The sequence below is a fragment of the Mycolicibacterium duvalii genome, from assembly GCF_010726645.1.
GTDB classification, from domain to species: Bacteria; Actinomycetota; Actinomycetes; order Mycobacteriales; family Mycobacteriaceae; genus Mycobacterium; species Mycobacterium duvalii.
On sequence record NZ_AP022563.1, the window covers coordinates 1,766,647 to 1,790,730 of the forward strand.

The 24,084-nt window shown below is 67.8% G+C and carries 22 protein-coding genes; 15 read left to right on the top strand and 7 right to left on the bottom strand.

The features are described from left to right. The first annotated feature begins 17 nt into the window (after positions 1–17). The 4 genes from mptB (at position 18) to G6N31_RS08100 (ending at position 4,446) form a co-directional block, all read left to right on the top strand. Positions 18–1,724 carry a polyprenol phosphomannose-dependent alpha 1,6 mannosyltransferase MptB gene (gene mptB / locus G6N31_RS08085; protein ID WP_098001218.1) on the top strand — a complete coding sequence of 569 codons (1,707 nt, stop codon included), beginning with the start codon at positions 18–20 and terminating at the stop codon, positions 1,722–1,724. Further along, positions 1,721–2,650 carry an ABC transporter ATP-binding protein gene (locus G6N31_RS08090; RefSeq protein WP_098001216.1) on the top strand — a complete coding sequence of 310 codons (930 nt, stop codon included), beginning with the start codon at positions 1,721–1,723 and terminating at the stop codon, positions 2,648–2,650. Before mptB ends, G6N31_RS08090 begins: the two co-directional genes overlap by 4 nt. Continuing rightward, on the top strand, positions 2,647–3,426 hold the full coding sequence (locus G6N31_RS08095; protein ID WP_098001214.1) for an ABC transporter permease: 780 nt from the start codon (positions 2,647–2,649) through the stop codon (positions 3,424–3,426). The genes G6N31_RS08090 and G6N31_RS08095 overlap by 4 nt, the downstream gene beginning before the upstream one ends. Before the next feature lie 63 nt (positions 3,427–3,489). Continuing rightward, a complete protein-coding gene (locus G6N31_RS08100) occupies positions 3,490–4,446 on the top strand; it encodes a COX15/CtaA family protein (RefSeq protein WP_098001212.1) in 957 nt (318 codons plus the stop codon). Here G6N31_RS08100 and G6N31_RS08105 read toward each other — a convergent pair. Continuing rightward, positions 4,396–5,334 (bottom strand): ATP-grasp domain-containing protein, encoded by a 939-nt coding sequence (locus G6N31_RS08105; protein WP_098001210.1) that lies wholly within the window; start codon positions 5,332–5,334, stop codon positions 4,396–4,398. The two genes, G6N31_RS08100 and G6N31_RS08105, sit on opposite strands and share 51 nt — an antisense overlap. A gap of 55 nt (positions 5,335–5,389) precedes the next feature. On the opposite strand from G6N31_RS08105, the gene G6N31_RS08110 reads away from it, so the two are divergent. From G6N31_RS08110 to G6N31_RS08120, 3 genes are all read left to right on the top strand, one after another. Next, entirely contained in the window at positions 5,390–6,364 is a 975-nt protein-coding gene (locus G6N31_RS08110) for a quinone oxidoreductase family protein (protein WP_179964278.1), read from the top strand. A gap of 103 nt (positions 6,365–6,467) precedes the next feature. Further along, a complete protein-coding gene (locus tag G6N31_RS08115; RefSeq protein WP_220098545.1) occupies positions 6,468–8,165 on the top strand; it encodes a DUF262 domain-containing protein in 1,698 nt (565 codons plus the stop codon). Further along, positions 8,158–9,393: a type II toxin-antitoxin system HipA family toxin gene (locus tag G6N31_RS08120; RefSeq protein WP_197747157.1), complete on the top strand. Its 1,236-nt coding sequence runs from the start codon at positions 8,158–8,160 to the stop codon at positions 9,391–9,393. The genes G6N31_RS08115 and G6N31_RS08120 overlap by 8 nt, the downstream gene beginning before the upstream one ends. Before the next feature lie 22 nt (positions 9,394–9,415). Here G6N31_RS08120 and G6N31_RS08125 read toward each other — a convergent pair whose 3' ends face one another. Both G6N31_RS08125 and G6N31_RS08130 read right to left on the bottom strand, forming a co-directional pair. Continuing rightward, positions 9,416–10,363: a DUF1254 domain-containing protein gene (locus tag G6N31_RS08125; RefSeq protein WP_098001204.1), complete on the bottom strand. Its 948-nt coding sequence runs from the start codon at positions 10,361–10,363 to the stop codon at positions 9,416–9,418. Position 10,364: 1 nt separating this feature from the next. After that, a complete protein-coding gene (locus G6N31_RS08130) occupies positions 10,365–11,306 on the bottom strand; it encodes a heme o synthase (RefSeq protein WP_098001202.1) in 942 nt (313 codons plus the stop codon). Between the two features lie 201 nt (positions 11,307–11,507). Between G6N31_RS08130 and tkt the strand changes: the two genes are divergently transcribed. The 6 genes from tkt (at position 11,508) to G6N31_RS27145 (ending at position 18,638) form a co-directional block, all read left to right on the top strand. Then, positions 11,508–13,598, top strand: a complete 2,091-nt coding sequence (gene tkt, locus G6N31_RS08135; RefSeq protein WP_098001200.1) for a transketolase — start codon at positions 11,508–11,510, stop codon at positions 13,596–13,598. Positions 13,599–13,628: 30 nt separating this feature from the next. Beyond that, the gene (gene tal, locus G6N31_RS08140) at positions 13,629–14,747 is read left to right on the top strand and encodes a transaldolase (protein WP_098001198.1); all 1,119 of its coding nucleotides are present in this window, start codon (positions 13,629–13,631) and stop codon (positions 14,745–14,747) included. 4 nt (positions 14,748–14,751) lie between these two features. Further along, positions 14,752–16,281: a glucose-6-phosphate dehydrogenase gene (gene zwf, locus G6N31_RS08145; protein WP_098001196.1), complete on the top strand. Its 1,530-nt coding sequence runs from the start codon at positions 14,752–14,754 to the stop codon at positions 16,279–16,281. A 2-nt stretch (positions 16,282–16,283) separates the two neighbouring features. Continuing rightward, the gene (gene opcA / locus G6N31_RS08150) at positions 16,284–17,195 is read left to right on the top strand and encodes a glucose-6-phosphate dehydrogenase assembly protein OpcA (protein WP_098001481.1); all 912 of its coding nucleotides are present in this window, start codon (positions 16,284–16,286) and stop codon (positions 17,193–17,195) included. Further along, on the top strand, positions 17,192–17,926 hold the full coding sequence (gene pgl, locus G6N31_RS08155) for a 6-phosphogluconolactonase (RefSeq protein ID WP_098001194.1): 735 nt from the start codon (positions 17,192–17,194) through the stop codon (positions 17,924–17,926). Before opcA ends, pgl begins: the two co-directional genes overlap by 4 nt. Before the next feature lie 181 nt (positions 17,927–18,107). After that, a complete protein-coding gene (locus tag G6N31_RS27145) occupies positions 18,108–18,638 on the top strand; it encodes a hypothetical protein (protein ID WP_163722096.1) in 531 nt (176 codons plus the stop codon). Between the two features lie 26 nt (positions 18,639–18,664). Here G6N31_RS27145 and G6N31_RS08165 read toward each other — a convergent pair whose 3' ends face one another. Continuing rightward, complete coding sequence (locus tag G6N31_RS08165; RefSeq protein WP_179964279.1) at positions 18,665–19,063, bottom strand: DUF6632 domain-containing protein; 399 nt, start codon at positions 19,061–19,063, stop codon at positions 18,665–18,667. A gap of 190 nt (positions 19,064–19,253) precedes the next feature. Between G6N31_RS08165 and G6N31_RS08170 the strand changes: the two genes are divergently transcribed. Then, complete coding sequence (locus tag G6N31_RS08170) at positions 19,254–20,825, top strand: phytoene desaturase family protein (protein ID WP_098001188.1); 1,572 nt, start codon at positions 19,254–19,256, stop codon at positions 20,823–20,825. 19 nt (positions 20,826–20,844) lie between these two features. Here the strand turns inward: G6N31_RS08170 and G6N31_RS08175 are convergent, their stop codons facing one another. The 3 genes from G6N31_RS08175 to G6N31_RS08185 are packed head-to-tail and all read right to left on the bottom strand — an operon-like array spanning position 20,845 to position 23,661. Next, positions 20,845–21,465: a LutC/YkgG family protein gene (locus G6N31_RS08175; RefSeq protein ID WP_098001186.1), complete on the bottom strand. Its 621-nt coding sequence runs from the start codon at positions 21,463–21,465 to the stop codon at positions 20,845–20,847. Then, a complete protein-coding gene (locus G6N31_RS08180) occupies positions 21,458–22,918 on the bottom strand; it encodes a LutB/LldF family L-lactate oxidation iron-sulfur protein (protein WP_098001184.1) in 1,461 nt (486 codons plus the stop codon). The genes G6N31_RS08175 and G6N31_RS08180 overlap by 8 nt, the downstream gene beginning before the upstream one ends. After that, complete coding sequence (locus G6N31_RS08185) at positions 22,915–23,661, bottom strand: (Fe-S)-binding protein (RefSeq protein ID WP_098001479.1); 747 nt, start codon at positions 23,659–23,661, stop codon at positions 22,915–22,917. Before G6N31_RS08185 ends, G6N31_RS08180 begins: the two co-directional genes overlap by 4 nt. A gap of 49 nt (positions 23,662–23,710) precedes the next feature. On the opposite strand from G6N31_RS08185, the gene G6N31_RS08190 reads away from it, so the two are divergent. Continuing rightward, entirely contained in the window at positions 23,711–24,082 is a 372-nt protein-coding gene (locus tag G6N31_RS08190; protein WP_098001182.1) for an ATPase, read from the top strand. The last annotated feature ends 2 nt before the right edge of the window (positions 24,083–24,084 follow it).

Sequence of the window (24,084 nt, forward strand, 5' to 3'; positions counted from 1 at the left end):
CCCGCTACGCTGCCTTCGTGGCAGCCCGCCGACATTCTCTCAGTACGTCGATCGCCGGGTGGCACGGCGACGAGCGGACGGTCGGCAGCCCCCTCACCGACGCCGAAGTCGTCGCGATGCACCGCACCCGGATCTTCGGCGCCACCGGCACGGTGCTGATGGCGATCGGCGCGCTGGGCGCCGGAGCCCGCCCGGTCATGCAGGACCCGACGTTCGGGGTGCGGCTGCTCAACCTGCCCTCCCGGATCCAGACCGTGTCGCTGACCATGACCACCACGGGCGCGGTGATGATGGCGCTGGCGTGGCTGATGCTCGGCCGCTTCACGCTGGGCAAGCGCAAGATGACGCGCAGCCAGCTCGACCGGACACTGCTGCTGTGGGCGCTGCCGCTGCTCATCGCACCGCCCATGTACAGCAAGGACGTGTACTCCTATCTCGCCCAGAGCGAGATCTCGCTGCAGGGTGCCGACCCGTACCGCGTCGGGCCTGCCCCCGGATTGGGGCTGGACCACATCTTCACCGCGTCGGTGCCCAGCCTGTGGCGTGACACTCCGGCGCCGTACGGGCCGCTGTTCTTGTGGATCGGCCGCGGCATCTCGGCGATCACCGGCGAGAACGTCGTCGAAGCGGTGCTGTTCCACCGCCTCGTCGTACTGCTCGGGGTCGGGATGATCGTGTGGGCCACACCGCGGCTGGCACGCCGATGCGGCGTGGCCGAGGTCAGCGCGCTGTGGTTGGGGCCCACCAACCCGCTGTTGTTCATGCACCTGGTGGCCGGCATCCACAACGAGGCGCTCATGCTCGGTTTGATGCTCGCCGGCACCGAGTTCGCGCTGCGCGGGATCGACGCCATCGGCGACGCCACCCGCGCACGCTGGTATCCGGTGGCACTGCTGCTCGCCGGCACCGTGCTGATCACCTTGTCGTCGCAGGTCAAGCTGCCGTCACTGCTGGCGCTGGGCTTCGTGGCGATGGCCCTGGCCCACCGGTGGGGCGGCACCGTGAAGGCTTTCCTGCTGTCGGGCAGCGCGCTGACTGCGGTCGCGGTGGCGGTGATGGCGGTCATCGGATGGGCCAGCGGCTTGGGCTTCGGTTGGCTCTTCACGCTCGGCACGGCCAACGTGGTGCGCAGCTGGATGTCGCCGCCGACGCTGCTGGCGCTGGGCACCGGGCAGGTCGGCATCCTGCTCGGTCTCGGCGACCACACCACCGCGGTACTCGGGCTGACCCGAGCCATCGGCGTCAGCCTGATCGCGGTCATCGTCACATGGCTGTTGCTGTCGGTGCTGCGCGGTCGCCTGCACCCGGTGGGCGGGCTGGGCGTGGCGTTGGGCGCCACCGTGCTGCTCTTCCCGGTGGTGCAACCGTGGTACCTGCTGTGGGCGATCATCCCGCTGGCCGCGTGGGCCACCCGCCGCGGCTTCCGCTCGGCGGTCATCGTGGTCACGCTGATCGTCGGCATTTTCGGCCCGACCGCCAACGGCGACCGGTTCGCGCTGTTCCAGATCGTGATGGCCACGGTGGCCAGCACGGCGATCGTGCTCGCGCTGATCGCACTGACCTACCGGTGGCTGCCCTGGCGGGCGGTACCGGTGGCCGCGAAGGGCATCTACCCCGACGGCCCGGATGACCCCGACGACGCCGACCAGACGGTCGACCAGCAGCGCGGGTCCCGACCGCCACCACCGGCCGCCGTGTCCGACGCTTACGCTGAATCACCGTGAGCTCGAATCCCCCACCTGTGCTGCTGCGCAACGTCAGCAAGCGGTACGGCTCCACCACGGCGGTGTCCGAGCTCGACCTCGACGTGCAGACCTCGGAAGTACTGGCATTGCTCGGCCCCAACGGGGCCGGCAAGACGACCACCGTCGAGATGTGCGAGGGGTTCATCCGTCCCGACGAGGGCACCATCCGGATCCTCGGCCTGGACCCGGTGGCCGACAACGCGAAGGTCCGCGCCCGGACCGGGGTGATGCTGCAGGGCGGTGGCGCGTATCCGGCGGCCCGCGCCGGCGAGATGCTCGACCTGGTGGCGTCCTATGCCGCCAACCCGTTGGACCCGCAGTGGCTGCTCGACACCTTGGGGTTGAGCGAGTCGGCACGGACCACCTACCGCCGGCTCTCCGGCGGACAACAGCAGCGGCTGGCGCTGGCGTGCGCCGTGGTGGGGCGGCCGGAGCTGGTCTTCCTCGACGAACCGACGGCCGGTATGGACGCTCACGCCCGGCTGGTGGTGTGGGAGCTGATCGACGCGCTGCGCCGCGACGGCGTCACGGTGGTGCTAACCACCCACCAGCTCACCGAGGCCGAGGAGCTGGCCGACCGGATCGTGATCATCGACCGCGGCAGGTCGGTGGCCACCGGAACCCCGGCCGAGCTGATGCGCAGCGGCGCAGAGAACCAGCTGCGCTTCCGCGCCCCGCGCATGCTCGACCTGGCGCTGCTGGTGGCGGCGTTGCCGGAGGGTTACCGCGCCACCGAGGCCGCGCCGGGCGAATATCTCGTGGAAGGTCACATCGATCCGCAGGTGCTGGCCACGGTCACCGCGTGGTGTGCGAGGTTGAACGTGCTGGCCACCGACATGCGCGTCGAACAACGCAGCCTCGAAGACGTCTTCATCGAACTGACGGGGCGGGAGCTAAGGAAATGACAGCCGGAAACCGGTTCGCCGCAGGCACCTTCACGCCCGATCCCCGGCCCGCCGCGGTGCCGCAGATGCTCGGCGCGCAGTTCGGCCTGGAGCTGCGCCTGCTGTTGCGCAACGGCGAACAGTTGCTGCTGACGATGTTCATCCCGATCACCCTGCTGGTCGGCCTGACGCTGCTGCCGCTGGGCTCCTTCGGAACCGACCGGGCGGCCACCTTCGTCCCGGCCATCATGGCGCTGGCCGTCATCTCCACAGCGTTCACCGGCCAGGCCATCGCGGTGGCCTTCGATCGCCGTTATGGCGCGCTGAAGCGCCTCGGTGCGACCGCGCTGCCGGTGTGGGGCATCATCGCCGGCAAGTCACTGGCGGTGATCGCGGTCGTGACGCTGCAGTCGGTGTTGTTCGGCGCCATCGGATTCGCGCTGGGCTGGCGGCCGTCGGTGGCCGGGCTGGCGCTGGGCGGCCTGGTGATCGCGCTGGGCACCGCGGTGTTCGCGGCGATGGGCCTGCTCCTCGGCGGCACTCTGCGCGCCGAGATCGTCCTGGCGCTGGCCAACCTCGCGTGGTTCGTGTTCGCCGGGTTGGGCGCGCTGGTTCTCGACGGAGCCGAGGTGCCCACCGGAGCGCAGTGGGTCGCCCGGCTGACGCCGTCGGGCGCGTTGACCGAGGCGCTGTCGGCGGCGATGGCGCTCTCGGTGGACTGGTTCGCCATCGCGGTGCTCGCGGTGTGGGGTGCGGTGGCCGCCGCCTGCGCACTGCGGTGGTTTCGCTTCACCTGAGCGGACAGCCCGCCACCAGCCCCTACTACGGCACGTAGTTAAGCGACCTCTACGATCGACAGCGTGTCCGTCGGACGAATCTTTCTGCGGCTCGTCGACGTGCTGCCCGAGCCAAGTCTGCGGGTACAGCGCATCATCGCCGCCGCGGTGATCCTCACCCAGGGCGGGATCTCCGTCACCGGGGCGATCGTGCGCGTCACCGCCTCCGGTCTGGGCTGCCCGACCTGGCCGCAGTGCTTCCCCGGCAGCTTCACCCCGGTTCCCCACCCCGAGGTCGCCGGCATCCACCAGGCCGTCGAGTTCGGCAACCGGCTGCTGACGTTCCTGGTGGTCCTCACGGCCGCGGCCGCCGTCATCGCCGTCACCCGCGCCCGGCGCCGTCGCGAGGTACTGATCTACGCCTGGCTGATGCCCGCCTCGACGGTGGTGCAGGCGGTGATCGGCGGGATCACCGTGCTGACGGGGCTGCTGTGGTGGACGGTCGCGATCCATCTCCTGGCGTCGATGGCCATGGTGTGGGTCGCGGTGCTGCTGTTCGTCAAGATCGGCCAGCCCGACACCGGCGTGGTCACCAAGCAGGTGCCGAAGCCGTTGCGCCAGTTGACCGTTCTGACCGCAATGACGCTGTCCGCGGTCCTGGTCACCGGCACCATGGTCACGGGGGCGGGTCCGCACGCGGGCGACAAGAGCATCGAACGGCCGGTCCCCCGGCTGCAGGTCGAGATCACCACGCTGGTGCACATGCACTCGTCGTTGCTGGTGGCCTACCTGGCGCTGCTGGTGGGTCTGGGCTTCGCGCTGGTGGCGGTCCGCGCGCCCGCAGCGGTACACACCCGGCTGCGCGTGCTGGTGGTGCTCGTCGCGGCCCAGGGCACGTTGGGTGCGGTGCAGTTCTTCGCGGGGGTGCCCGCGGCACTGGTCGCCATCCATGTCGCCGGGGCCGCGGCCTGCACCGCCGCGACCGCGGCGCTATGGGCGTCGATGCGAGAGCGGGCCGAGCCCGAACCTCTCCAGCGCTGACTCGACCGCGAGCGCGAACAGGCGCTGCTGGGCTGTCCGGGTGGTGTCGTCGAGCAGCCGCCAGCCCAGCGACGGCTCGACCAGTTCCAGCTCGAGGAGCACCGGCGCGTTCTGCGAACCCAGCACATCGACGCGCGCGTACAGCAGGTCGCTGACGTCGAGCTGCAGGTGGGTGGCCGCGGCCGCGAGCGCGGCATGTCCGAGGTCCCACAGCCCGAGGTCAGGATCGGCCACCGTCAGCGACTCCGTGGCGAACGTCCCCGACTCGTCGAGTGCCGGGGCCTCCCCCGGCGCCGGCAGCATCGGCGCCTTGGTGAAGGCGTGCGACTGCTCGCCGCGCAGGAAGACCAACGCCGTCTCGCCGTCGGCGACCCGCGAGTCGTAGGGCTGGACCAGCGCAGTGTGCCCGGCGGACTGCAGCGCCTCGGCGTGGGCCCGCGCCGCGGCCGCGTCGTCGAAACGCAGCGTTCCCCGCGAGCCCGCCCCTACGGCGGGCTTGACCACGACCTCACCGTCGGGGATCCGCACACTGCGGCCCGGTGGATAGAACGCGCTGGGCACCGTCGGTATCCCGGCCGCGGCGAGGTCGGCCAGATAACGCTTGTCGGTGTTCCACGCGACCACCGCTGCTGGGTTGAGCAACCGCTTCACCCGGGTGCTCCAGCGCAGGAATTCGTCGAGCCTGTCGGCGTAATCCCAGGTGGCGCGCAAGATGACCAGGTCGGCGTCCAGCGTGGCCGGGTCGTCCCACGACAGCCAGCGGGCGTGCAGTCCCCGCCCGCGTAAGGCGCGGACCAGGCCGTCGTCGTCGCCGTCGCCGTCGGGCAGCGCGGGACATCCGGCCAGCACGATGCGAGGGTGGTACAGGTCGGGGCGGGCCAGGCGCACGGCCGAATGCTAGCCGCCGCAGCGGCCAGGGAACGACCGGAGAAGGATGGTGTCCATGTACGCGATCGAAGTCGCCCAGACCGGCGGACCCGAAGTGCTGACCTACGTCGAGAAACCGCAGCCGGAGCCGGGCCCGGGCCAGGTGCTGATCAAGGCCGAGGCCATCGGCGTCAACTTCATCGACACGTACTTCCGGTCGGGGCTCTATCCCCGCGAGGTGCCCTTCGTCGTCGGCACCGAGATGTGCGGCACCATCGAAGCCGTCGGCCCGGACGTGGCGGCACTGACCGTCGGTGACCGGGTGGTCACCGACAAGGCCTTCGGTGCCTACGCCGAGTATTGCCTGGCGCCGGCCGACTTCGTGGCCTACGTGCCCGACGGGGTGGCGCCGGAGGTGGTGGCCTCAGCGCTGCTCAAAGGCATGACCGCGCATTACCTGATCAAGTCGACCTATCCGGTGCAGCAGGGCGACTCGGTGCTCGTGCACGCCGGTGCCGGTGGCGTCGGCCTGCTGCTGACGCAGTGGGCGACCAGCCTGGCCGCGAAGGTGATCACCACCGTGTCCACTCCGGACAAGGCCGAGATGTCCCGGCAGGCCGGTGCCGTCGAGGTGCTCGACTACCCGAAGGACCCGGAGGAGTTCGGGTCCCGGATCCGCGAGCTGACCGGGGGCAAGGGGGTGGCCGCGGTCTACGACGGGGTTGGGGCGTCGACATTCGAGGCGAGCCTGGCCAGCCTGGCCGTCCGTGGCACGCTGGCCCTGTTCGGCGCCGCCAGCGGACCGGTTCCACCGGTGGATCCCCAGCGGCTCAACGCCGCCGGTTCGGTGTATCTGACTCGGCCCAACCTGGCGCACTACACGCGTACGCCCGACGAATTCTCCTGGCGGGCGGAGGAATTTCTCAGCGCCGTGGCCGACGGCACGTTGAACGTGACCGTCAGCCACCGCTACCCGTTGGCCGAGGCGGAACAGGCGCACCGCGACCTGCAGGGCCGCAAGACCGTGGGCTCGGTGGTCCTGGTCCCGTAGACGGACCTCGAGCATGTGAAGGAGCCTTCCGTCGAACAAGTGTCCAATTCGATGTCTGCCAGCAATGCGATACTGAAGTTCGTAGCGGAAGAAGGGGATGCCTTTGACTTCGAGTCTTGGAACGACACCGACCGCGAAGGTCTATGAGGTTGAGGAGATCGTCAACCTGGTACGAGCGGGGGAAATCCGCATTCCCGAATTTCAACGCCCGTTCCGCTGGGGAATCGAAGACGCACGGCGACTGTTCGACAGTATCCTCAGAGGCTACCCACTCGGAAGTTTACTTCTTTGGGAACGCCCAGCTGAGGAGGCGCGTATCCGCTTAGGAGCGCTTCAAATCGAAGCGCCAAAACTAGACCGGGCACTCTGGGTCGTAGACGGGCAGCAACGTGTCACAACTCTTGCTAACGCCCTGTCTCCCGACGCCTCCCACGACGACCGATTCGCCCTAAGCTTGAACCTTGCGACCCAGCAATTTGTCTCCACGACCGCTGACCATCGCGCTACCGTTGTGCCCCTCCCGGTCTTATTCGACCTACAAAGTTTGATGCAGTGGTTCCGCGATAAGCCGGAAGCGATGGACTTCTTCGACGCCGCCACTAGTGCAGCAAAAAAGATCCGCCAGTTCAAGATTCCAGCGTCGGTGGTTGAAACTCAAGACGAGTCAGTGTTACGGGACATCTTCGACCGACTGAACAGTTACGGGAAGCGGCTCACGCGCGCAGAAGTATTCTCCGCGTTGCACCCTGTGAACGACGGCAACTCGCGGTCATCTACTAGTGTGATCGAGGAGATTGCAAGCTATCTCGCCGGCGACCTGGCTTTTGGCGACGTCGACGGTGACACGATCTTAAGAGCAGTTCTCGCTCGCCGCGGCCCAGATATCAGTCGTGACATTCGTGGCGAATTTGATGATCGCCGCGAAAGCGGCGAATTTCCCGGAGAAGATGCTGACACGGCATACCACGAGGCTCAGAATTCTCTCGAACTCGCCGTTAACTTTCTGCAAAGACATGCGGATGTGCCCCACTTCGCGTTTTTGCCGTACCGCCATCTGCTGATAGTCCTCGCGCGATTCTTTGCGCACTACCGAGAACCTACGGAGCGAGAAGTACAATTGCTGCGCCGCTGGTTCTGGCGGGCGGCTGCAGCAGGACCTGAGCTCTTCCCGGGGTCGACTACCGGGACCGCTAGGGCCCTATGCGCCAGAGTCGTCCCAGGCAACCGAAACGAAACCTTCGCGGGGCTGTTGGCCGCAGTCCCCAGGGAAAAAGTCGGCTACCCCGATGTCGCAAACTTCAGATCAAATCACGCTACCGGCAAGATGATCGCCTGTTCCATGTGGGCTCTACATCCACGTTCGCTCAGGGACACTCTTATTATCGAGCGCAGTTCGTTGATCGAGGCAGTCGGAAATGCCCAGACACCACGCCCTGCTATGACCGCGATAATTTCGCGCGGGTTGCCGCAAGAGCTCACCGGCGCCGCTGCCCGTTGGCTGTTAGTTCCAGGACTCGAGTACGCGCCATCAGAAGTTCCCGGTGTGCTTGCCACACTGCCACAAGGCATTTCGGACTCCGCCTGGCGATCAGTGCGGGAATCTCACGCAATCAGTGAAGAGTCTGTGTCAGCGCTGGCCAGGGGCGACTCCGAAAAATTTGTTCGCTCTCGGACTGAATCTCTTCGAGAAGCGACGATCCATTTCATGGATAGCCGTTGGGAGTACGGATTTGAGGAAACGCTATCGTTAGACGCGTTCATCGTCGACGACCTAGAATCTGAGAATTCACTCAGTGACTGAAGTCGCCCGCCACGATGTCTGGTTATATGACCGCCCCGTCGGTCACCTGCTTTCCCACGATAATTACACGTGGTTCGAATTCACTGAAGAGTACCTCAGCGATCCCGCGAGGCCTGTATTGGGACTCCGATTTGAGGAGAATCTTCGCGGGCGAGTAGCAGCGAACCTACGCCTGCCGCGGTGGTTTTCTAACCTCCTGCCGGAAGGAGTCCTGCGCGACTGGATAGCAGCAGAACGAGGGGTTGCCCGAGAGCGAGAACTCGAACTGCTCGAACAGGTCGGACATGATCTGCCGGGTGCAGTGCGAGTGTTCGCCGGAGGCACGCGCGACGACCTTCGCGATCTGGCGGAGGCGCCGATAACCGGCGAGCCCTTCACCAAAACGGGTCATCCGGACCACCGCTGGCGATTTTCTCTCGCTGGCGTAGGACTGAAGTTTTCGATGATCAAAAGCGGCGATCGATTTACCTGTACCGCAACGGGAGAAGGGGGCGATTGGATTCTAAAGCTGCCCGACTCGCATTACCGCGGTGTCCCGTTGAACGAGTACACGATGATGAGGTTCGCGTCTTCGGTTGGGATCGAAGTGCCAGAAGTTGCGCTGGTTCATCGCGAGCAGGTGGAGAGTCTGCCGGCTACCGTATGGCCCCACAGCGAAGACTATGCGTTCGCCGTCCGTCGGTTCGACCGGCCAGTCGGTGTTGACGCAGTACACATCGAAGACTTTGCGCAAGTGAAAAGCATTTACGCTACCCAAAAGTATGAGGGAAACTTCGAATCTATTGCCGGACTTGCATATCGCAGACACGACCGTCGAGCACTTGAAGAATTCGTGCGACGCCTCACCTTCTTTGTCCTAATCGGTAATGGCGATGCGCATTTCAAGAATTGGTCCCTGATTTACTACGACCGCCGTATCCCGACGCTCTCACCCGCTTACGATATCGTCGCCACAGAGCCTTATCGACCTGCGAGTGATCCCGAAGACCTGGGATTAAAATTCGCCGGGTCGAGAAATTTTTCAACAGTTCGCGTGCGCCAATTCGACCGCCTTGGACGCAAGCTTGGCGCTTCAGCGGGGTTATCTGATGTTGCGGTGGAAACCATCGACAGAGTGACGGAACTTTGGCCGCAATTCGAAGATGAACTCGTAGCTCTCCCCCAAGTTCTTTCGAGCGTTCGCGCAGCCATTAGAGCCCGCTCTGCAAGCCTCCTCAGGGCAGAATAGATCGGTGGTCCTGGTCCCGTAGCTAGACCGGTTCGGCGACCGGGAACTTCCACGACCCGTCGAGCAGTTCGGGCCGCGGACGGTACAGCCGCACCAGGTAATTCCAGCCGGGTACCACCGGAAGGCAGTTGGCCGCCTCGCCGTCGCAACCGCCGAATTGGATGCTCACCGCGCCGTCGGCGTCCCGTACGCCGGTGACACTGTTGACCGAATACGCGTCGGCGCGGTTGGGCGTGAAGTATCCGTCGGCGTTGTAGACCGTGACCGACCAGAACGCGTCGACTGGGACGTCGCGGACGGTCAGCCGGTGCACGGTGCCACCGTCGTTGGCAGCCGGGTCGGCGGTGAGGTAGAGCGCGTCCCGCTCGGGGTTGCCTCCCCAGGCGGCGGCGGCGCCGATCAACCGGCGCACCGGGTCGACCTCGCCCTCGGCGCCGAACATACCGCGGCTGTCGGGCAGGGTGGCGAACAACGCGATCAAGGCGTCGCGGACGGCCTTCTGGCTCACCGGATCCCAGTCGGGGACCTCGAAGTGTCCGGGTCCGGCCTGCTCGACGGTGATGTCGTCCTGCAACGCGTGCACCGCGGCCAGGTCGGCCGGGTCATTCGGGTCCACGAGGGTGCGCAGCACGAGCATCACGTACCGCGTCCCGACACCACCCCGATCGAAGGTGTGGCGGCCCGCGGAGTAGATCACGACCGGGACGAAGTGGTCCTGGGTGATCACCTGCATCGCCATGAACCGGCCGGCCGTGTCGGGCAGCGTGACCGTTACCGGCCCGGCGTCGAGGTCGAAAACAGCCACCGAGTAGAGCGTGTCACGGTTCTGCCGGACCACGAGCTGATTGTCGAGTGGCCCGAAGTCGCGGTGGTGGGTGAAGCTGCCGAGTGCGCCGTCACCGACGACGTTGCCGAAGTACAGGTCGGTCTCGGCCCGGATGAAGTTGTCCGGCGAGACGTGCTCGGCCACGTCAGACGGTCAGCAGGGTGGGCAGCGCCAGCGCCGAGTCGACGGCCAGCGCGCAGAACACCACGGCCAGATAATTGTTGGACTGCAGGAACAACCGCAACGGTTTGACCGGCTCGCCGCGGCGCACGCCGGCGTGGAGCTGGTGCGCCATCACCAGGAACCAGGTGCCCGCCAGGATCGCCACCGACGCGTACAGCCAGCCCGTCGACAACGCCAGCGCCAGCGTCGCGGCCACCGTCAGCCAGGTGTAGACGAGGATCTGCCGGGTCACCTGCACCTCGGTGGCCACCGCAGGCAGCATCGGCACCCCGGCGGCCTGGTAATCCTCCTTGTACTTCATGGCCAGCGCCCAGGTGTGCGGCGGAGTCCAGAAGAAGATGATCGCGAACATCACCAGCGCCGGCCACTGGATCGTCCCGGTCACCGCCGACCAGCCGATCATCACCGGCATGCACCCGGCCGCGCCGCCCCACACCACGTTCTGCGAGGTGCGGCGCTTCAGCAGCAATGTGTAGACCAGCACATAGAACGCGATCGTGGCGCCCGCGAGATGGGCCGAGAGCAGGTTCGTCGTCGTCCACAGCCAGAAGAACGAGGCGACCGACAATGCCAGACCGAAGACCAACGCGTGGCTGCGCGGTACGGTCGCGCGGGCCAGCGCGCGGCGCTCGGTGCGCTTCATCTTCTTGTCGATGTCGGCGTCGGCGACGCAATTGAGCGTATTGGCGCCGGCCGCCGCCAGCAGACCGCCGACGAGGGTGTTGAAGATCAGCAGCGGATCGACCGTGCCGCGGTCGGCCAGCAGCATCGCCGGGATCGTGGTGACCAGCAACAGCTCGATGACCCGGGGCTTGGTCAGTCCGATGTACCCCAGCACCCGGTCGCGGAACCGGATCGGCCCCGTCGCGACATCGCCGACGAGCTGGTCTTCGCGAATCCTCACGCCACCACTCCTCAGCACCAAACACGACACCCGACGGGCTTCTACTACAGAGGATGGTAGACCGCGGGGGCCGGTGCCCGAAATCGCAGGGTCGGGTTTGTCGCCGCGGGGTGGGGGGATCGGCACTGCGTGGCGAGCACTTCAAACACTAGGGTGGTTGATGCGGCTCGACACCCCCGCCAAGCCAAGGAGTAGCACCTCGTGACCACGACGGAAGAGATCACTTCCCTCACCCGGCCCAACCACCCGGACGACTGGACGGATCTGGATTCGCGGGCGGTCGACACCGTCCGCGTGCTGGCCGCCGACGCGGTGCAGAAGGTCGGCAACGGCCATCCGGGCACCGCGATGAGCCTCGCTCCGCTCGCCTACACACTGTTCCAGCGCCAGATGCGACACGACCCCAGCGATGTGCACTGGCTGGGCCGGGACCGCTTCGTGCTGTCCTGCGGGCACTCCAGCCTGACCCTCTACATCCAGCTCTATCTGGGTGGGTTCGGACTCGAGCTCTCCGACATCGAGGCGCTGCGAACCTTCAAATCGAAGACGCCGGGTCACCCGGAGTTCCGCCACACCGACGGGGTGGAGATCACCACCGGCCCGCTGGGTCAGGGCCTGGCCTCGGCGGTCGGCATGGCCATGGCGGCGCGTTACGAGCGCGGCCTGTTCGACCCCGACGCCGCGCCGGGCACCAGCCCGTTCGATCACCACATCTACGTGATCGCCTCCGACGGCGACATCGAGGAGGGCGTGACCAGCGAGGCCTCGTCGCTGGCCGGCACCCAGCAGCTCGGCAACCTGATCGTGTTCTACGACCAGAACCAGATCTCGATCGAGCACGACACCAACATCGCGCTGTCGGAGAACGTCGCCGACCGCTACCGGGCCTACGGCTGGCATGTCCAGGAGGTGCAGGGCGGTGAGAACGTCGTCGGCATCGAAGCGGCCATCGAGGCCGCGAAGGCGGTGACCGACAAGCCGTCCTTCATCGCGCTGCGCACCGTCATCGGCTATCCCGCGCCGAACAAGATGAACACCGGCGGGGTGCACGGCTCGGCGCTGGGCGACGACGAGGTGGCCGCGGTCAAGGAGATCCTCGGGTTCGACCCGAACAAGACCTTCGAGGTCACCGAGGACGTGATCACCCACACCCGCGACCTGGTCGCGCGCGGCAAGAAAGCCCACGAGGCCTGGCAGCAGGACTTCGATGCGTGGGCCGATCGCGAGCCGGAACGCAAGAAGCTGCTGGACCGGTTGCTGGCCCAGGAACTGCCCGACGGCTGGGACGCCGACCTGACGTCCTGGGAGCCCGGCTCGAAAGCGGTGGCCACCCGCGCGGCCTTCGGCCAGGTGCTCAATGATGTCGCGCCGAAGCTGCCCGAGCTGTGGGGTGGCTCGGCCGACCTGGCGGGCAGCAACAACACCACCATCAAGGGCGTGAAGTCGTTTGGCCCGCCGTCGATCTCGACGAGCGATTTCAGCGCTGACTGGTATGGGCGGGTGCTGCACTTCGGGGTGCGCGAGCACGCGATGGGGGCCATTCTGTCCGGCATCGTCCTGCACGGACCGACCCGTGCGTTCGGCGGGACGTTCCTGCAGTTCTCCGATTACATGCGGCCGGCTGTGCGCCTGGCCTCGCTGATGGACATCGACACCATCTACATCTGGACCCACGACTCGATCGGCCTGGGCGAGGACGGTCCCACCCACCAGCCCATCGAGCACCTCGCCGCGCTGCGGGCGATCCCGAACCTGGCGGTCGTGCGGCCGGCCGACCCGAACGAGACAGCCTACGCCTGGCGCAGCATCGTGGCCCGCGGAAACGGCAGCGGCCCGGTCGGTTTCATCCTGACCCGCCAGGGCGTCCCGGTTCTGGAGGGCACCGATTCCGACGGTGTGGCGCGCGGCGGTTACGTGCTCGGCGGCGGCGACGCGACCGGCGCCGAGGTGCTGCTGATCGCGACCGGTTCAGAGGTCCAGTACGCGGTGGAGGCACAGAAGACGCTGGCCGACAAGGGTGTCTCCGCGGCCGTGGTGTCGATGCCGTGCCTGGAGTGGTTCGAGGCGCAACCCAAGGAGTATCGCGACCGCGTGTTGCCGCCGACGGTGTCGGCGCGGGTGGCGATCGAGGCCGCGGTGGCCCAGAGCTGGTACAAGCTCGTCGGCCACGCCGGCGAGATCATCTCGATCGAGCACTACGGCGAGTCCGCCGACGACAAGACGCTGTTCCGTGAGTTCGGTTTCACCGCCGAGGCCGTGGTGGCCGCCGCGGAACGCGCAATTTCGAATTAGTCACTGCAGATTGAGGATTGAGGACCTGACATGGCTCAGAACGCGAATCTGACGGCGCTGGCCGCCGCGGGGGTTTCGGTGTGGCTGGACGACCTGTCCCGCGACCGCCTCCAAACCGGCAACCTCCAAGAGCTCATCGACACCAAGTCGGTGGTCGGGGTGACCACCAATCCCTCGATCTTCCAGGCGGCGCTGTCGAAGGGCCACGCCTACGACGACCAGGTCAATGAGCTGGCCGCGCGCGGCGCCGACGTCGACGCGACCGTCCGCACCGTCACCACCGACGACGTCCGCAACGCCTGCGACGTGCTGGCCAAGACCTACGAGGCCTCCGACGGCGTGGACGGCCGGGTCTCCATCGAGGTCGACCCGCGACTGGCCCACGACACCGACAAGACCATCTTGCAGGCCATCGAGCTGTGGAAGATCGTCGACCGGCCGAACCTGCTGATCAAGATCCCTGCCACCGAGGCGGGCCTGCCCGCGATCACCGCGGTCCTGGCCGAGGGCATCTCGGTGAACGTGACGCTGATCTTCTCGGTGGAGCGGCACCGCGCGGTGATGGACGCGTATCTGGCGGGTTTGGAGAAGGCAAGAGAAGCCGGGCACGATCTGGCGCGGATCCATTCGGTCGCGTCGTTCTTCGTTTCCCGCGTGGACACCGAGATCGACAACCGCCTCGAGAAGATCGGCAGCCCGGAGGCATTGGCGCTGCGCGGTAAGGCCGGGGTCGCCAACGCCCGCCTCGCCTACGGCGCCTACGAAGACGTGTTCCTCGGCGGTGAGCGGTTCACCGCGCTCCAGTCCGCCGGCGCGCGGGTCCAGCGGCCACTGTGGGCGTCGACCGGCGTGAAGAACCCCGACTACTCCGACACCCTCTATGTGACCGAACTGGTCGCACCCAACACCGTCAACACCATGCCGGAGAAGACGCTCGACGCGGTCGCCGACCACGGGGTGGTCACCGGAGACACGGTGACCGGCCGGGCCGCCGAGTCCCAGGAGGTCTTCGACCAACTCGCGGCCGTCGGTATCGACCTGACCGACGTGTTCCTGGTGCTCGAGAACGAGGGCGTCGAGAAGTTCGAGAAGTCCTGGCAGGAGCTGCTGGACGCCACGCAAGGCCAGCTCGACGCGGCCTCGAAGTAGCCCGATGGGCCAGCCGCGGCAGAACCCGTTGCGGGACAAGCGCGACAAGCGGATGCCCCGCATCGCGGGGCCGTGCAGTGTGGTGATCTTCGGCGTGACCGGGGATCTGGCCCGCAAGAAGCTGATGCCGGCGATCTACGACCTGGCCAACCGCGGCCTGCTGCCGCCCTCGTTCGCGCTGGTCGGATTCGCCCGCCGGGATTGGGCGGACGAAGACTTCGGCGAGGTGGTCTACGAGGCGGTCAAGAAGCACGCCCGCACGCCTTTCCGGCAGGAGGTCTGGGACCGGCTGGCTGAAGGGTTCCGCTTCGTGCAGGGCACCTTCGACGACGACGGGGCGTTCGAGCGACTCAGCGAGACACTCGAGAAGCTCGACGCCGAGCGCGGCACCGGCGGCAATCACGCGTTCTACCTGTCGATTCCGCCCAAAGCGTTCCCGGTGGTGTGTGAGCAGCTGCAGAAGTCGGGGCTGGCCCGCCAGGTCGACAGCCGATGGAGCCGGGTGGTCATCGAAAAGCCGTTCGGCCACGACCTCGACAGCGCGCGCGAGCTCAACGCGGTGGTCAACAGCGTGTTCCCCGAGGAGTCGGTGTTCCGCATCGATCACTACCTCGGCAAGGAGACGGTGCAGAACATCCTGGCGCTGCGGTTCGCCAACGAACTCTACGAGCCGATCTGGAACTCGCACTACGTCGACCATGTGCAGATCACCATGGCCGAGGACATCGGATTGGGCGGGCGCGCAGGATATTACGACGGGATCGGCGCCGCCCGCGACGTGATCCAGAATCACCTGCTTCAGTTGCTGGCGCTGACGGCGATGGAGGAACCGGTCAGCTTCAATCCCCATGAACTGCAGGCCGAGAAGATCAAGGTGCTGGCGGCCACCCGCCCGATGCAACCGTTGGACCAGACCACCGCGCGCGGTCAGTACGCGGCCGGCTGGCAGGGCAGTGAGCACGTCCCGGGCCTGCTCGGCGAAGACGGTTTCTCGCCGGATTCGACCACCGAGACGTTCGCCGCGATCACGCTGGAGGTCGACACCCGCCGCTGGGCCGGGGTGCCGTTCTTTCTGCGCACCGGTAAACGCTTGGGGCGCAGGGTGACCGAGGTCGCGCTGGTGTTCAAGCGGGCCCCGCACCTACCTTTCGATGAGACCATGACCGAGGAGCTCGGCAAGAACGCACTGGTGTTGCGCATCCAGCCCGACGAAGGCATCACCACCCGCTTCGGCTCCAAGGTGCCGGGCAGCGCGATGGAGGTCCGCGACGTCAACATGGACTTCTCCTACGGTTCGGCGTTCGCCGAGGACTCGCCGGAGGCCTACGAGCGGCTGATTCTCGACGTCCTGCTCGGCGAACCGTCGCTGTTTCCGCTGAACGCCGAGGTCGAGCTGTCCTGGGAGATCCTGGACCCGGTACTGGACAACTGGGCCTCGCACGGGCGCCCCGAGCCCTACCCGGCCGGCACCTGGGGACCGCCGTCGGCTCAGGAGATGGTGCACCGGCTGGGCCGGGAATGGAGGCGGCCGTAGCGATGATCGTCGATCTTTCCGACACCACCACCAACGAGATCAACAAGAAGATCACCGGCTTGCGCGAGGAGGGCGGCGCTCTCACGCTCGGGCGGGTGTTGACGCTGGTGGTCGTCGTCAACGCCGACGACACCCTGGAGGACGCCGTCGATGCGGCCACCTTCGCCAGCCGCGAACACCCGTGCCGGGTGATCGTGACGGTCCCGGGAGACCGGGCCGGCGCCGGTGCCCGTCTGGATGCGCAACTGCGCGTGGGCCGCGACGCCGGCGCCGGCGAGGTTGTGATCCTGCGCCTGCACGGTGAGCTGGCCGACCACGCCGACAGCGTGGTGCTGCCGTTCCTGCTTCCCGACACCCCGGTCGTGGCGTGGTGGCCGACGACGGCTCCCGACGTGGCGGCCAGGGACGCGATCGGCAAGTTGGCCATCCGCCGTATCACCGACGCCACCCGCACCGCGCAACCGCTGGCCGCGATCAAGAGCCGGCTGCACGGGTACTCCCCCGGCGACACCGACATCTCGTGGAGCCGCATCACCTACTGGCGGGCGCTGCTGGCCTCGGCCATGGACGAGCCGCCGCACGAACCGATCGAGTCGGCCGTCGTCTCCGGTCTGGCGTCCGAGCCCGCGCTCGACATCCTGGCCGGCTGGCTGGCCAGCCGCATCGACGGCACGGTCACCCGCACGGTCGGCACGTTGAAGGTCGAATTGCACCGCGCCAGCGAGACGGTCACGCTGAGCCGCCCGCAGGACGGGGTGACGGCCACACTGAGCCGTACCTCCCGGCCCGTGGCGCTGCTCCCGCTGGCCCGACGAGATGTCCGCGAATGCCTGGCCGAGGAGCTGCGCCGCCTCGACGCCGACGAGATCTACCACGAGGCGCTGGCCGGCATCGACAAGGTGACATACCGATGATCCTCGAGAAGTACTCCGACACAACGGCGTTGGTGGCTGCCGCCGGTGACCGCCTGGTGGGCGCCGTCCTGGCGGCGATCGACGTCCGCGGTGCGGCGCACATCGTGCTGACCGGTGGCGGGACCGGCATCGGGCTCTTGCAGCGGGTCGGCGAACGCGCCGGTGAGATCGACTGGTCGAAAGTGCACGTCTACTGGGGCGACGAACGCTTCCTACCGTACGACCACGAGGAACGTAACGAGAAGCAGGCCCGCGAGGCGCTGCTCAACCATGTCGATATCCCGCCCGCGAACGTGCATGCGATGGCGGCCAGTGACGGCGAGTTCGGCGATGCGTTGGACGCCGCAGCCCAGGCGTACGCGCACGCGCTGGCCGAAGCCGGCGGCGCCGATCCGACGCCCGCCTTCGACGTGCACCTGCTGGGCATGGGCGGTGAAGGCCACATCAACTCACTGTTCCCCGACACCGCGGCGGTACGGGAGACGACCCGCACAGTCGTCGGCGTCGTCGACTCCCCCAAGCCGCCGCCCCGCCGAATCACGTTGACACTGCCTGCGATTCAGCGGTCCCGCGAGGTCTGGCTGGTGGTGTCCGGCGAGGCCAAGGCCGATGCGGTGGCCGCCGCGATCAGCGGTGCGGACCCGGTGAGCCTGCCGGCGGCCGGCGCTGTCGGCACCGACGAAACCGTGTGGTTGCTCGACGAGGCGGCCGCAGGCAAGCTCGGCGCCTGACCCGCACGGCGCCGAATCGACGCCAGCGAAAATTCTCCACTGCCCGTGCAGGCTGCGGGCTCGAGCGTATCGAGGGCCACAACCTGGGCCGATTCGCCCCCGGATGACGCGCGGTCGTGCGACGATGCCGAAATCGAATCCACCGCAGCAAATGCTGCTGCGACGGCGGGAGGGTGTGGACATGGACCGCTGGACGACGGCGGGCGTGCGCGCCATGGTGCTGCGGATGGGCGGGGCGGCCGTGCTGGCGGGCAGCGCCGCCCTGGGCGGCACCGTTGCTGCGCTCGCCGCGCCGGTCGACGTCGCCCTGCCGCTGCAGAATCCCGATTCCGGCGTTCCGACCAACCCGAACGATCCGCGGTGCGTGGCCATGCCGACGGTCGCCCAGTGCCAGGGCGGCCCCTATGCGCCGCCGCCCACCCCTGCGGTCCCGGCACCTCCGACCGGCCCGCTGGATCCCAACTGCATGATGAATCCCGCCGATGCGGCCTGCGTCGGGAGTCCGTACCTGCCGCCGACACCCCCACCGGCTCCGCCGGCGCCCGTTGCGGCGCCTCCGGTGGCCCCGCCGCCGGTGATCGCCCCGCCGCCGGTGATCGCCCCGCCGCCGGTGATGGCGCCCCCGGCCATGGCTCCGCCTCCGATGGCGCCCCCATCGATCCCGTCGCCCTCGATGGGCGGGGCGTCGACCGGGATGCCCGGCTCGATCTGACTACTGCCATCCGCCGCGCGGTCGACCTACCCGGCGCGGGACCGGGTCACACCCGACGCGCGCATCAGGACCGCCAGTATGACGGCTACGAGATACAGCGCCGCGACATCACCCCACAGATGTCCGATATGGTGACCGCCGCCGCTGAACGACTGCACCGTCATGATGGCGCCGTGCACGACGCTCGACACCACGGCGAACCAGATGAGGCTCGCGTTCGACTCCGGCCGTCGCGCGGCGACGCAGAGGAAAATCCCTAGCACGCCGTAGACACCGACGATCATCATGAAGTAGTCGGATTGATACGGGGCGCCCTGGTGCCATGACCACCCCGATGGCCACACCACGGCCAACGGGTAAACCAGCAGCATCACCACGCCGAAGAGCAGGAGTGCACCCTGAAGAAGTCGGTAACTGGCCGGCATCACTGCCTCCCGAAAGATCCTGGCGTCAGCGTAGCCCCATCCGGCGCGCGGGCACAGAGGTCCGCGACCGGCTGACCTGAACGTTGGGATTCGGCCACGTCGAGGACCAAATACCCTGTCACCGTCCCGGCCCGCGGCAACACACTGCGTCCATCGAGCGAAAGTGACTCCACGGCGAGGGGGCCTGGCCATGGCCACAACCAGAAGTGATGCCGAAGCGATCGTCATCGGGGCCGGGACCGGCGGACTGACCGCCGCCGCCTACCTCGCGGCCCTGGGTCGTCGCGTGCTCGTTGTCGACCGCCAGCCGATGCCGGGCGGCAACACCGCCTCGTTCACCCACGATGGGTACGAGTTCGACATCGGACTGCACTACCTCGGCGGCTGGGCCGGTTCCCACCCGGGCCTGCGCGCCGTCCTGGAGCCCCTCGGCATCGATCTGCGCTACCGCGAGCTGGACCCCGATGGATTCGACGAACTGGTCTTCGACGGGATGACGTTCCGAGTGCCGCGCGGCATCGAGGAATTCCGCGCGCGTCTGCACGAGCAGTTTCCCGATGAACGCGACCGCATCGACCGGCACCTTCGCCGGATCGCGACGATCACCGACGAGTTGGAGGCGGCCGCACCGGTCCGATTCGAACCACGGTCGCTCCTGTCCACCGTCTGGCGCACCCGGGTCGCGGCGGCGACCGCGCCGGTGACGTTGGGCCGGTGGTTCGACCATCTCGGGTGCTCCCCGCGCCTGCGCACGGTCCTGAACTGGTGCCACGGGATTGCCGGGGTCGCCCCCTCGGAGATTTCGCTCGGGATGCACGCGGTGGGCGTCATGCACTACCTGGCGGGCGCGTGGTATCCCGAAGGTGGCGGCCGATCCGTCGTCAATGCGCTGCTGCGCGTCATCCTCGACCACGGTGGCGAAGTCCTCCTCGACAGCGAAGCCGAACTGATCCATGTAGACGATCACGGTGTCTGCGGTGTTCGGGTCACCGATTCGGTCGGCACGTCCCACGAACTGCGGACGCGGGCGGTCATCTCGGCCGCCGACATCAAGCACACCTACGGCCGACTTCTCGCCGAGGTCGACATCCCGGCACGCGTGCAGCGTCGGGTTCGCAACTACCGCATGGCAGCGCCGCTGTTCGTCGACTATCTGATCCTCGACCGGGATCTCCGCGCCGAAGGGGTGTCCAACCACAACTGGCTCGTGTGCACCGACGACGACGTCGACGGACTCTACAAGGCCTGTGCGCGCGGCGAATCGCGGATCGGTAGCGCATTCATCACCGCGGCGAGCGTGAAGGATCCGGACAACCCGCGGCTGTGCCGTGCCGGGCAGACCAATCTGCAGGTGATGAGCATCGCCCCGGCGGGCCGAGGATTCTGGGGCGACAACGACGCATACGCGCGCCGCAAGAGCGAGTTCCGCGACGCGCTGCTCGCTGTGGCGGAGCGCGCCATCCCTGGGTTGCGCGATGCGATCGTGTACGAGGAATCGGCCAGTCCGGTGACGTGGGAGCGTTATCTGCGCAACAGCGGCGGCACGTCTTACGGCATCGCGGCCACACCGGATCAATGGATGCTGCGCCGGCCCGGCGCCAAGACCGACATCCCGGGGCTGTTCCTGGCCGGGGCGAGCACTCGCACCGGCCACGGCATCACCGGTGTCGCCATCGGTGGTATGGAGGCCGCGGCACTGGCGGCCGGGGCTCCGCGGTGGCCGCTGCACCGGTCGGCACGCACGGTCAGTACCGGGGCGTGACGTCGAACGCTCCGCCCGGCTAGCCGACCACGATCACGTGCAACGTGCGCGGGCCGTGCACCCCTTCGACCCGGTTGAGCTCGATGTCGCTGGTCGCGCTCGGACCGCTGATCCAGGTCAGGGGTCTGGTGTGGACACCGAGCTCGATCAGCCGGGCCACCGCGGCGGGCACGTCGTCGACGATCTGGTCGCTGCGGACCACACACAGATGCACGTCGGGCACCAGGCTGAGCGCGCGGCGGCCCTGGCCCGCACCGTGGTCGAGCACGATGGTGCCGGTGTTGGCGATGGCGACGGTTGCGGTGGTGACGACGGCATCGACCGCGTCGAGTTCGGGCGCGCTGCGCGCGGAGTCGGTGGTCCACCGGGCGGCGTTCGGCCACTCCTGCTGCACCGCCGGGTCGGCGATCACCTGGCCGAAACCGCGCAGTGCTGCGGCCAGTGCGGCGCCGGCCGTTCCTTCGTCGGCCCGCTCGACCCGGGCACGGTAGCCGGCGACGCGCTCGATGAAGCGCTCCACCGGATCGAGACCGTCGGTGCCGACCGCCGCCCCGTACGTCCACGGCACCTCGGGCGCCGCGGGGCGATCGGCGAGCGCATCGCGGATCCGTCCGAGGATCTGCGCACGGGCCTCACTCATGGCCGCCGCCGGTGCGGTGCCACCACGCCCGGAACGACTCCGCCGGCGGCACCGGCGCATCGCGCGCCTCCGACCAGGCAGCGGCCGGTCCCGGCAACGACCGCAACGTCTGTTTGCCGCCCATGATCCTGCTGCGCAACGCTTTTCCGCCCAGCGCCGCGGCGCGCTCGGCCGCCTCCCACCGCCGCTGGTCGGCCAGCAGCCAGCTGGCCGCCCGCATCGCCAGGCTCTCGATCGACGGCGCCCCGCCCCGGGCGTCGTCGACGACGCGCGTACGCAGGTGCACCAGCATCGACGGGATGTCGATGCGTACCGGGCACACATCGAAACAGGCGCCGCACAGACTCGATGCGTACGGCAGGGACCGATCGAGTTCGCTGCCGATACCCCGCAGTTGGGGGGTCAGCACCGCGCCGATCGGACCCGGGTACACCGACCCGTAGGCGTGGCCGCCGACGCGTTCGTAGACCGGGCAGACGTTCAGGCAGGCCGAGCAGCGGATGCAGCGCAGTGCCGCACGTCCGGCGGGGTCACCGAGGACGTCGGTACGTCCGTTGTCCAGCAGCACGATGTGCACGTTGCGGGGACCGTCATGGTCGGTGACTCCGGTCCAGATCGAGGTGTAGGGGTTCTCGCGTTCTCCTGTACTGCTGCGCGGCAGCACCTGCAGCATCACCTCGAGGTCGGGCCAGGAGGGCAGCACCTTCTCGATGCCGACCACCGAGATCAACGTCTCGGGCAGGGTCAGGCACATCCGGCCGTTGCCCTCGGATTCGACGACCACCAGGCTGCCGGTATCGGCGATCGCGAAGTTGGCGCCCGACACCGCGACCCGCGCCCGCAGGAACTTCTCCCGCAGGTGCAGCCGCGCGGCCTCGGCCAGTCTTCGCGGGTCGTCGGTCAGGTCGCCGGGTGCGGGCCGGCCGACGCGACCCATCTCGCGCAGGAAGATCTCGCGAACCTCGGCGCGGTTGCGGTGGATGGCCGGGACCAGGATGTGGCTGGGCCAGTCATCGCCGAGCTGCACGATCAGCTCGGCGAGGTCGGTTTCCCATGCGTCGATACCCGCCGCTGCCAGCGCCTCGTTGAGCCCGATCTCCTGAGTGGCCATCGACTTGACCTTGACGACCTCTGCGGCGCGCTGCGCCCGTACCAGGTCGACGATGATCCGGTTGGCTTCGGCGGCGTCGCGGGCCCAGTGCACGGTCGCTCCCGCGGCGGTGGCGTTGCGCTCGAACGCTTCCAGGTGCTCGTCGAGCCGGTGCAATGCCGCGTCCTTGATGGCCGCGGCGGCCAGGCGCAATTGCTCCCAGTTCGCCAGCTCGTCGACGACGGCGGCCCGTTTGGCCCGGATGGTGCCGGTGGCATGGGCGAGGTTGCGTCGCAGCACCGAGTCGTCCAGCGCCGTTGCGGCTGCGCGCGGAAACGACGGAAACCCGAGGAAGTCCGTCATGCCGGGTCCTCCGCCGTACTGGCCAGGATCTGCGCCAGATGCATGGCCCGCACCCCGCTGCGCTGCCGCGACAATATCCCCCCGATGTGCGCCAGACATGAATTATCGCCCGCGACAAGCACTTCAGCTCCCGATTCGCGGACCGCGCCGGCCTTGTCGGCGCCCATCGCCACCGAGGTGTCGGCGTTCTTGATCGCGAAGGTGCCGCCGAACCCGCAGCACTGCTCGGCGCGGGGCAACTCGACGAGCTCGATGCCGCGCACCGCCTCGAGCAGCCGCTGGGGCCGGTCGCCGACCCGCAACATCCGCAACGAATGGCACGTCGGGTGATAGGTGACGCGGTGCGGGAAGTAGGCGCCGACGTCGGTGACCCCGAGCACGTCGACGAGGAACTCGGAGAGCTCGTAGACGGCCGGCGCAACCGCCTCGACCTGCTCGGCCAGGCGCGGGTCGGCCGCGCGCGCGGCGACGGCGCGGTACTGGTGACGCACCGATCCGACGCACGATCCCGACGGAGCGACGACGGCGTCATACCCCCCGAAGACCGAGACGAAGCTGCGGACGGCCGACACGGCCTCGTCGGCGTAGCCGGTGTTGGTGAACATCTGCCCGCAACAGGTCTGCCCGGCCGGGAACTCGACGATACAGCCGAGGCGGCGCAGAAGCCGCACAACGGCTTTCGGGGTCTCCGGCCACATCAGGTCGTTGTAGCAGGTGGCGAACAGCGCCACCCGCACGTTCATGCGGGCATCCCCCACACCGTAGCCGAACCGGTGGGTCATACTGGCCGACATGGCAGACAGAGGGGGCAAACCGGTACGCACCGGACCCGAACGCATCCGGAAGCTGGCGCAGGCCGCGATGAACGCCGACGTCACCGTGGAACAGGTCGACACCATCCTCGAGGGTCTGAGCGAAACCCTGGAGGACCTCAACAGCTCCACCGCCAACCTCGACGCCACGCTGGAACGCTTCAACGAGACGATCAACCAGATCAACGAGCTGGCTCCGCGCCTCCACGGCGTGGTCGACCGGATGGAGGGCATCGTCGTGCGCGTCGAGCGGATAGTCGAGATCGGCGAATCGATGATCTCCCCGCTGGCCGCCACTGAGCAGGTGTTTCGTGGCGCGATCGACCGGGTGCGGCGGTCGACGGGACTCTGACT

Bases quoted from the DNA above. Each gene is read 5' to 3' on its own strand.
- G6N31_RS08095 (WP_098001214.1), top strand. From the start codon at position 2,647: ATGACAGCCGGAAACCGGTTCGCCGCAGGCACCTTCACGCCCGATCCC.
- G6N31_RS08110 (WP_179964278.1), top strand. From the start codon at position 5,390: ATGTACGCGATCGAAGTCGCCCAGACCGGCGGACCCGAAGTGCTGACC.
- tal (WP_098001198.1), top strand. From the start codon at position 13,629: ATGGCTCAGAACGCGAATCTGACGGCGCTGGCCGCCGCGGGGGTTTCG.
- zwf (WP_098001196.1), top strand. From the start codon at position 14,752: ATGGGCCAGCCGCGGCAGAACCCGTTGCGGGACAAGCGCGACAAGCGG.
- opcA (WP_098001481.1), top strand. From the start codon at position 16,284: ATGATCGTCGATCTTTCCGACACCACCACCAACGAGATCAACAAGAAG.
- pgl (WP_098001194.1), top strand. From the start codon at position 17,192: ATGATCCTCGAGAAGTACTCCGACACAACGGCGTTGGTGGCTGCCGCC.
- G6N31_RS27145 (WP_163722096.1), top strand. From the start codon at position 18,108: ATGGACCGCTGGACGACGGCGGGCGTGCGCGCCATGGTGCTGCGGATG.
- G6N31_RS08165 (WP_179964279.1), bottom strand. From the start codon at position 19,063: ATGCCGGCCAGTTACCGACTTCTTCAGGGTGCACTCCTGCTCTTCGGC.
- G6N31_RS08170 (WP_098001188.1), top strand. From the start codon at position 19,254: ATGGCCACAACCAGAAGTGATGCCGAAGCGATCGTCATCGGGGCCGGG.
- G6N31_RS08175 (WP_098001186.1), bottom strand. From the start codon at position 21,465: ATGAGTGAGGCCCGTGCGCAGATCCTCGGACGGATCCGCGATGCGCTC.
- G6N31_RS08180 (WP_098001184.1), bottom strand. From the start codon at position 22,918: ATGACGGACTTCCTCGGGTTTCCGTCGTTTCCGCGCGCAGCCGCAACG.
- G6N31_RS08185 (WP_098001479.1), bottom strand. From the start codon at position 23,661: ATGAACGTGCGGGTGGCGCTGTTCGCCACCTGCTACAACGACCTGATG.
- G6N31_RS08190 (WP_098001182.1), top strand. From the start codon at position 23,711: ATGGCAGACAGAGGGGGCAAACCGGTACGCACCGGACCCGAACGCATC.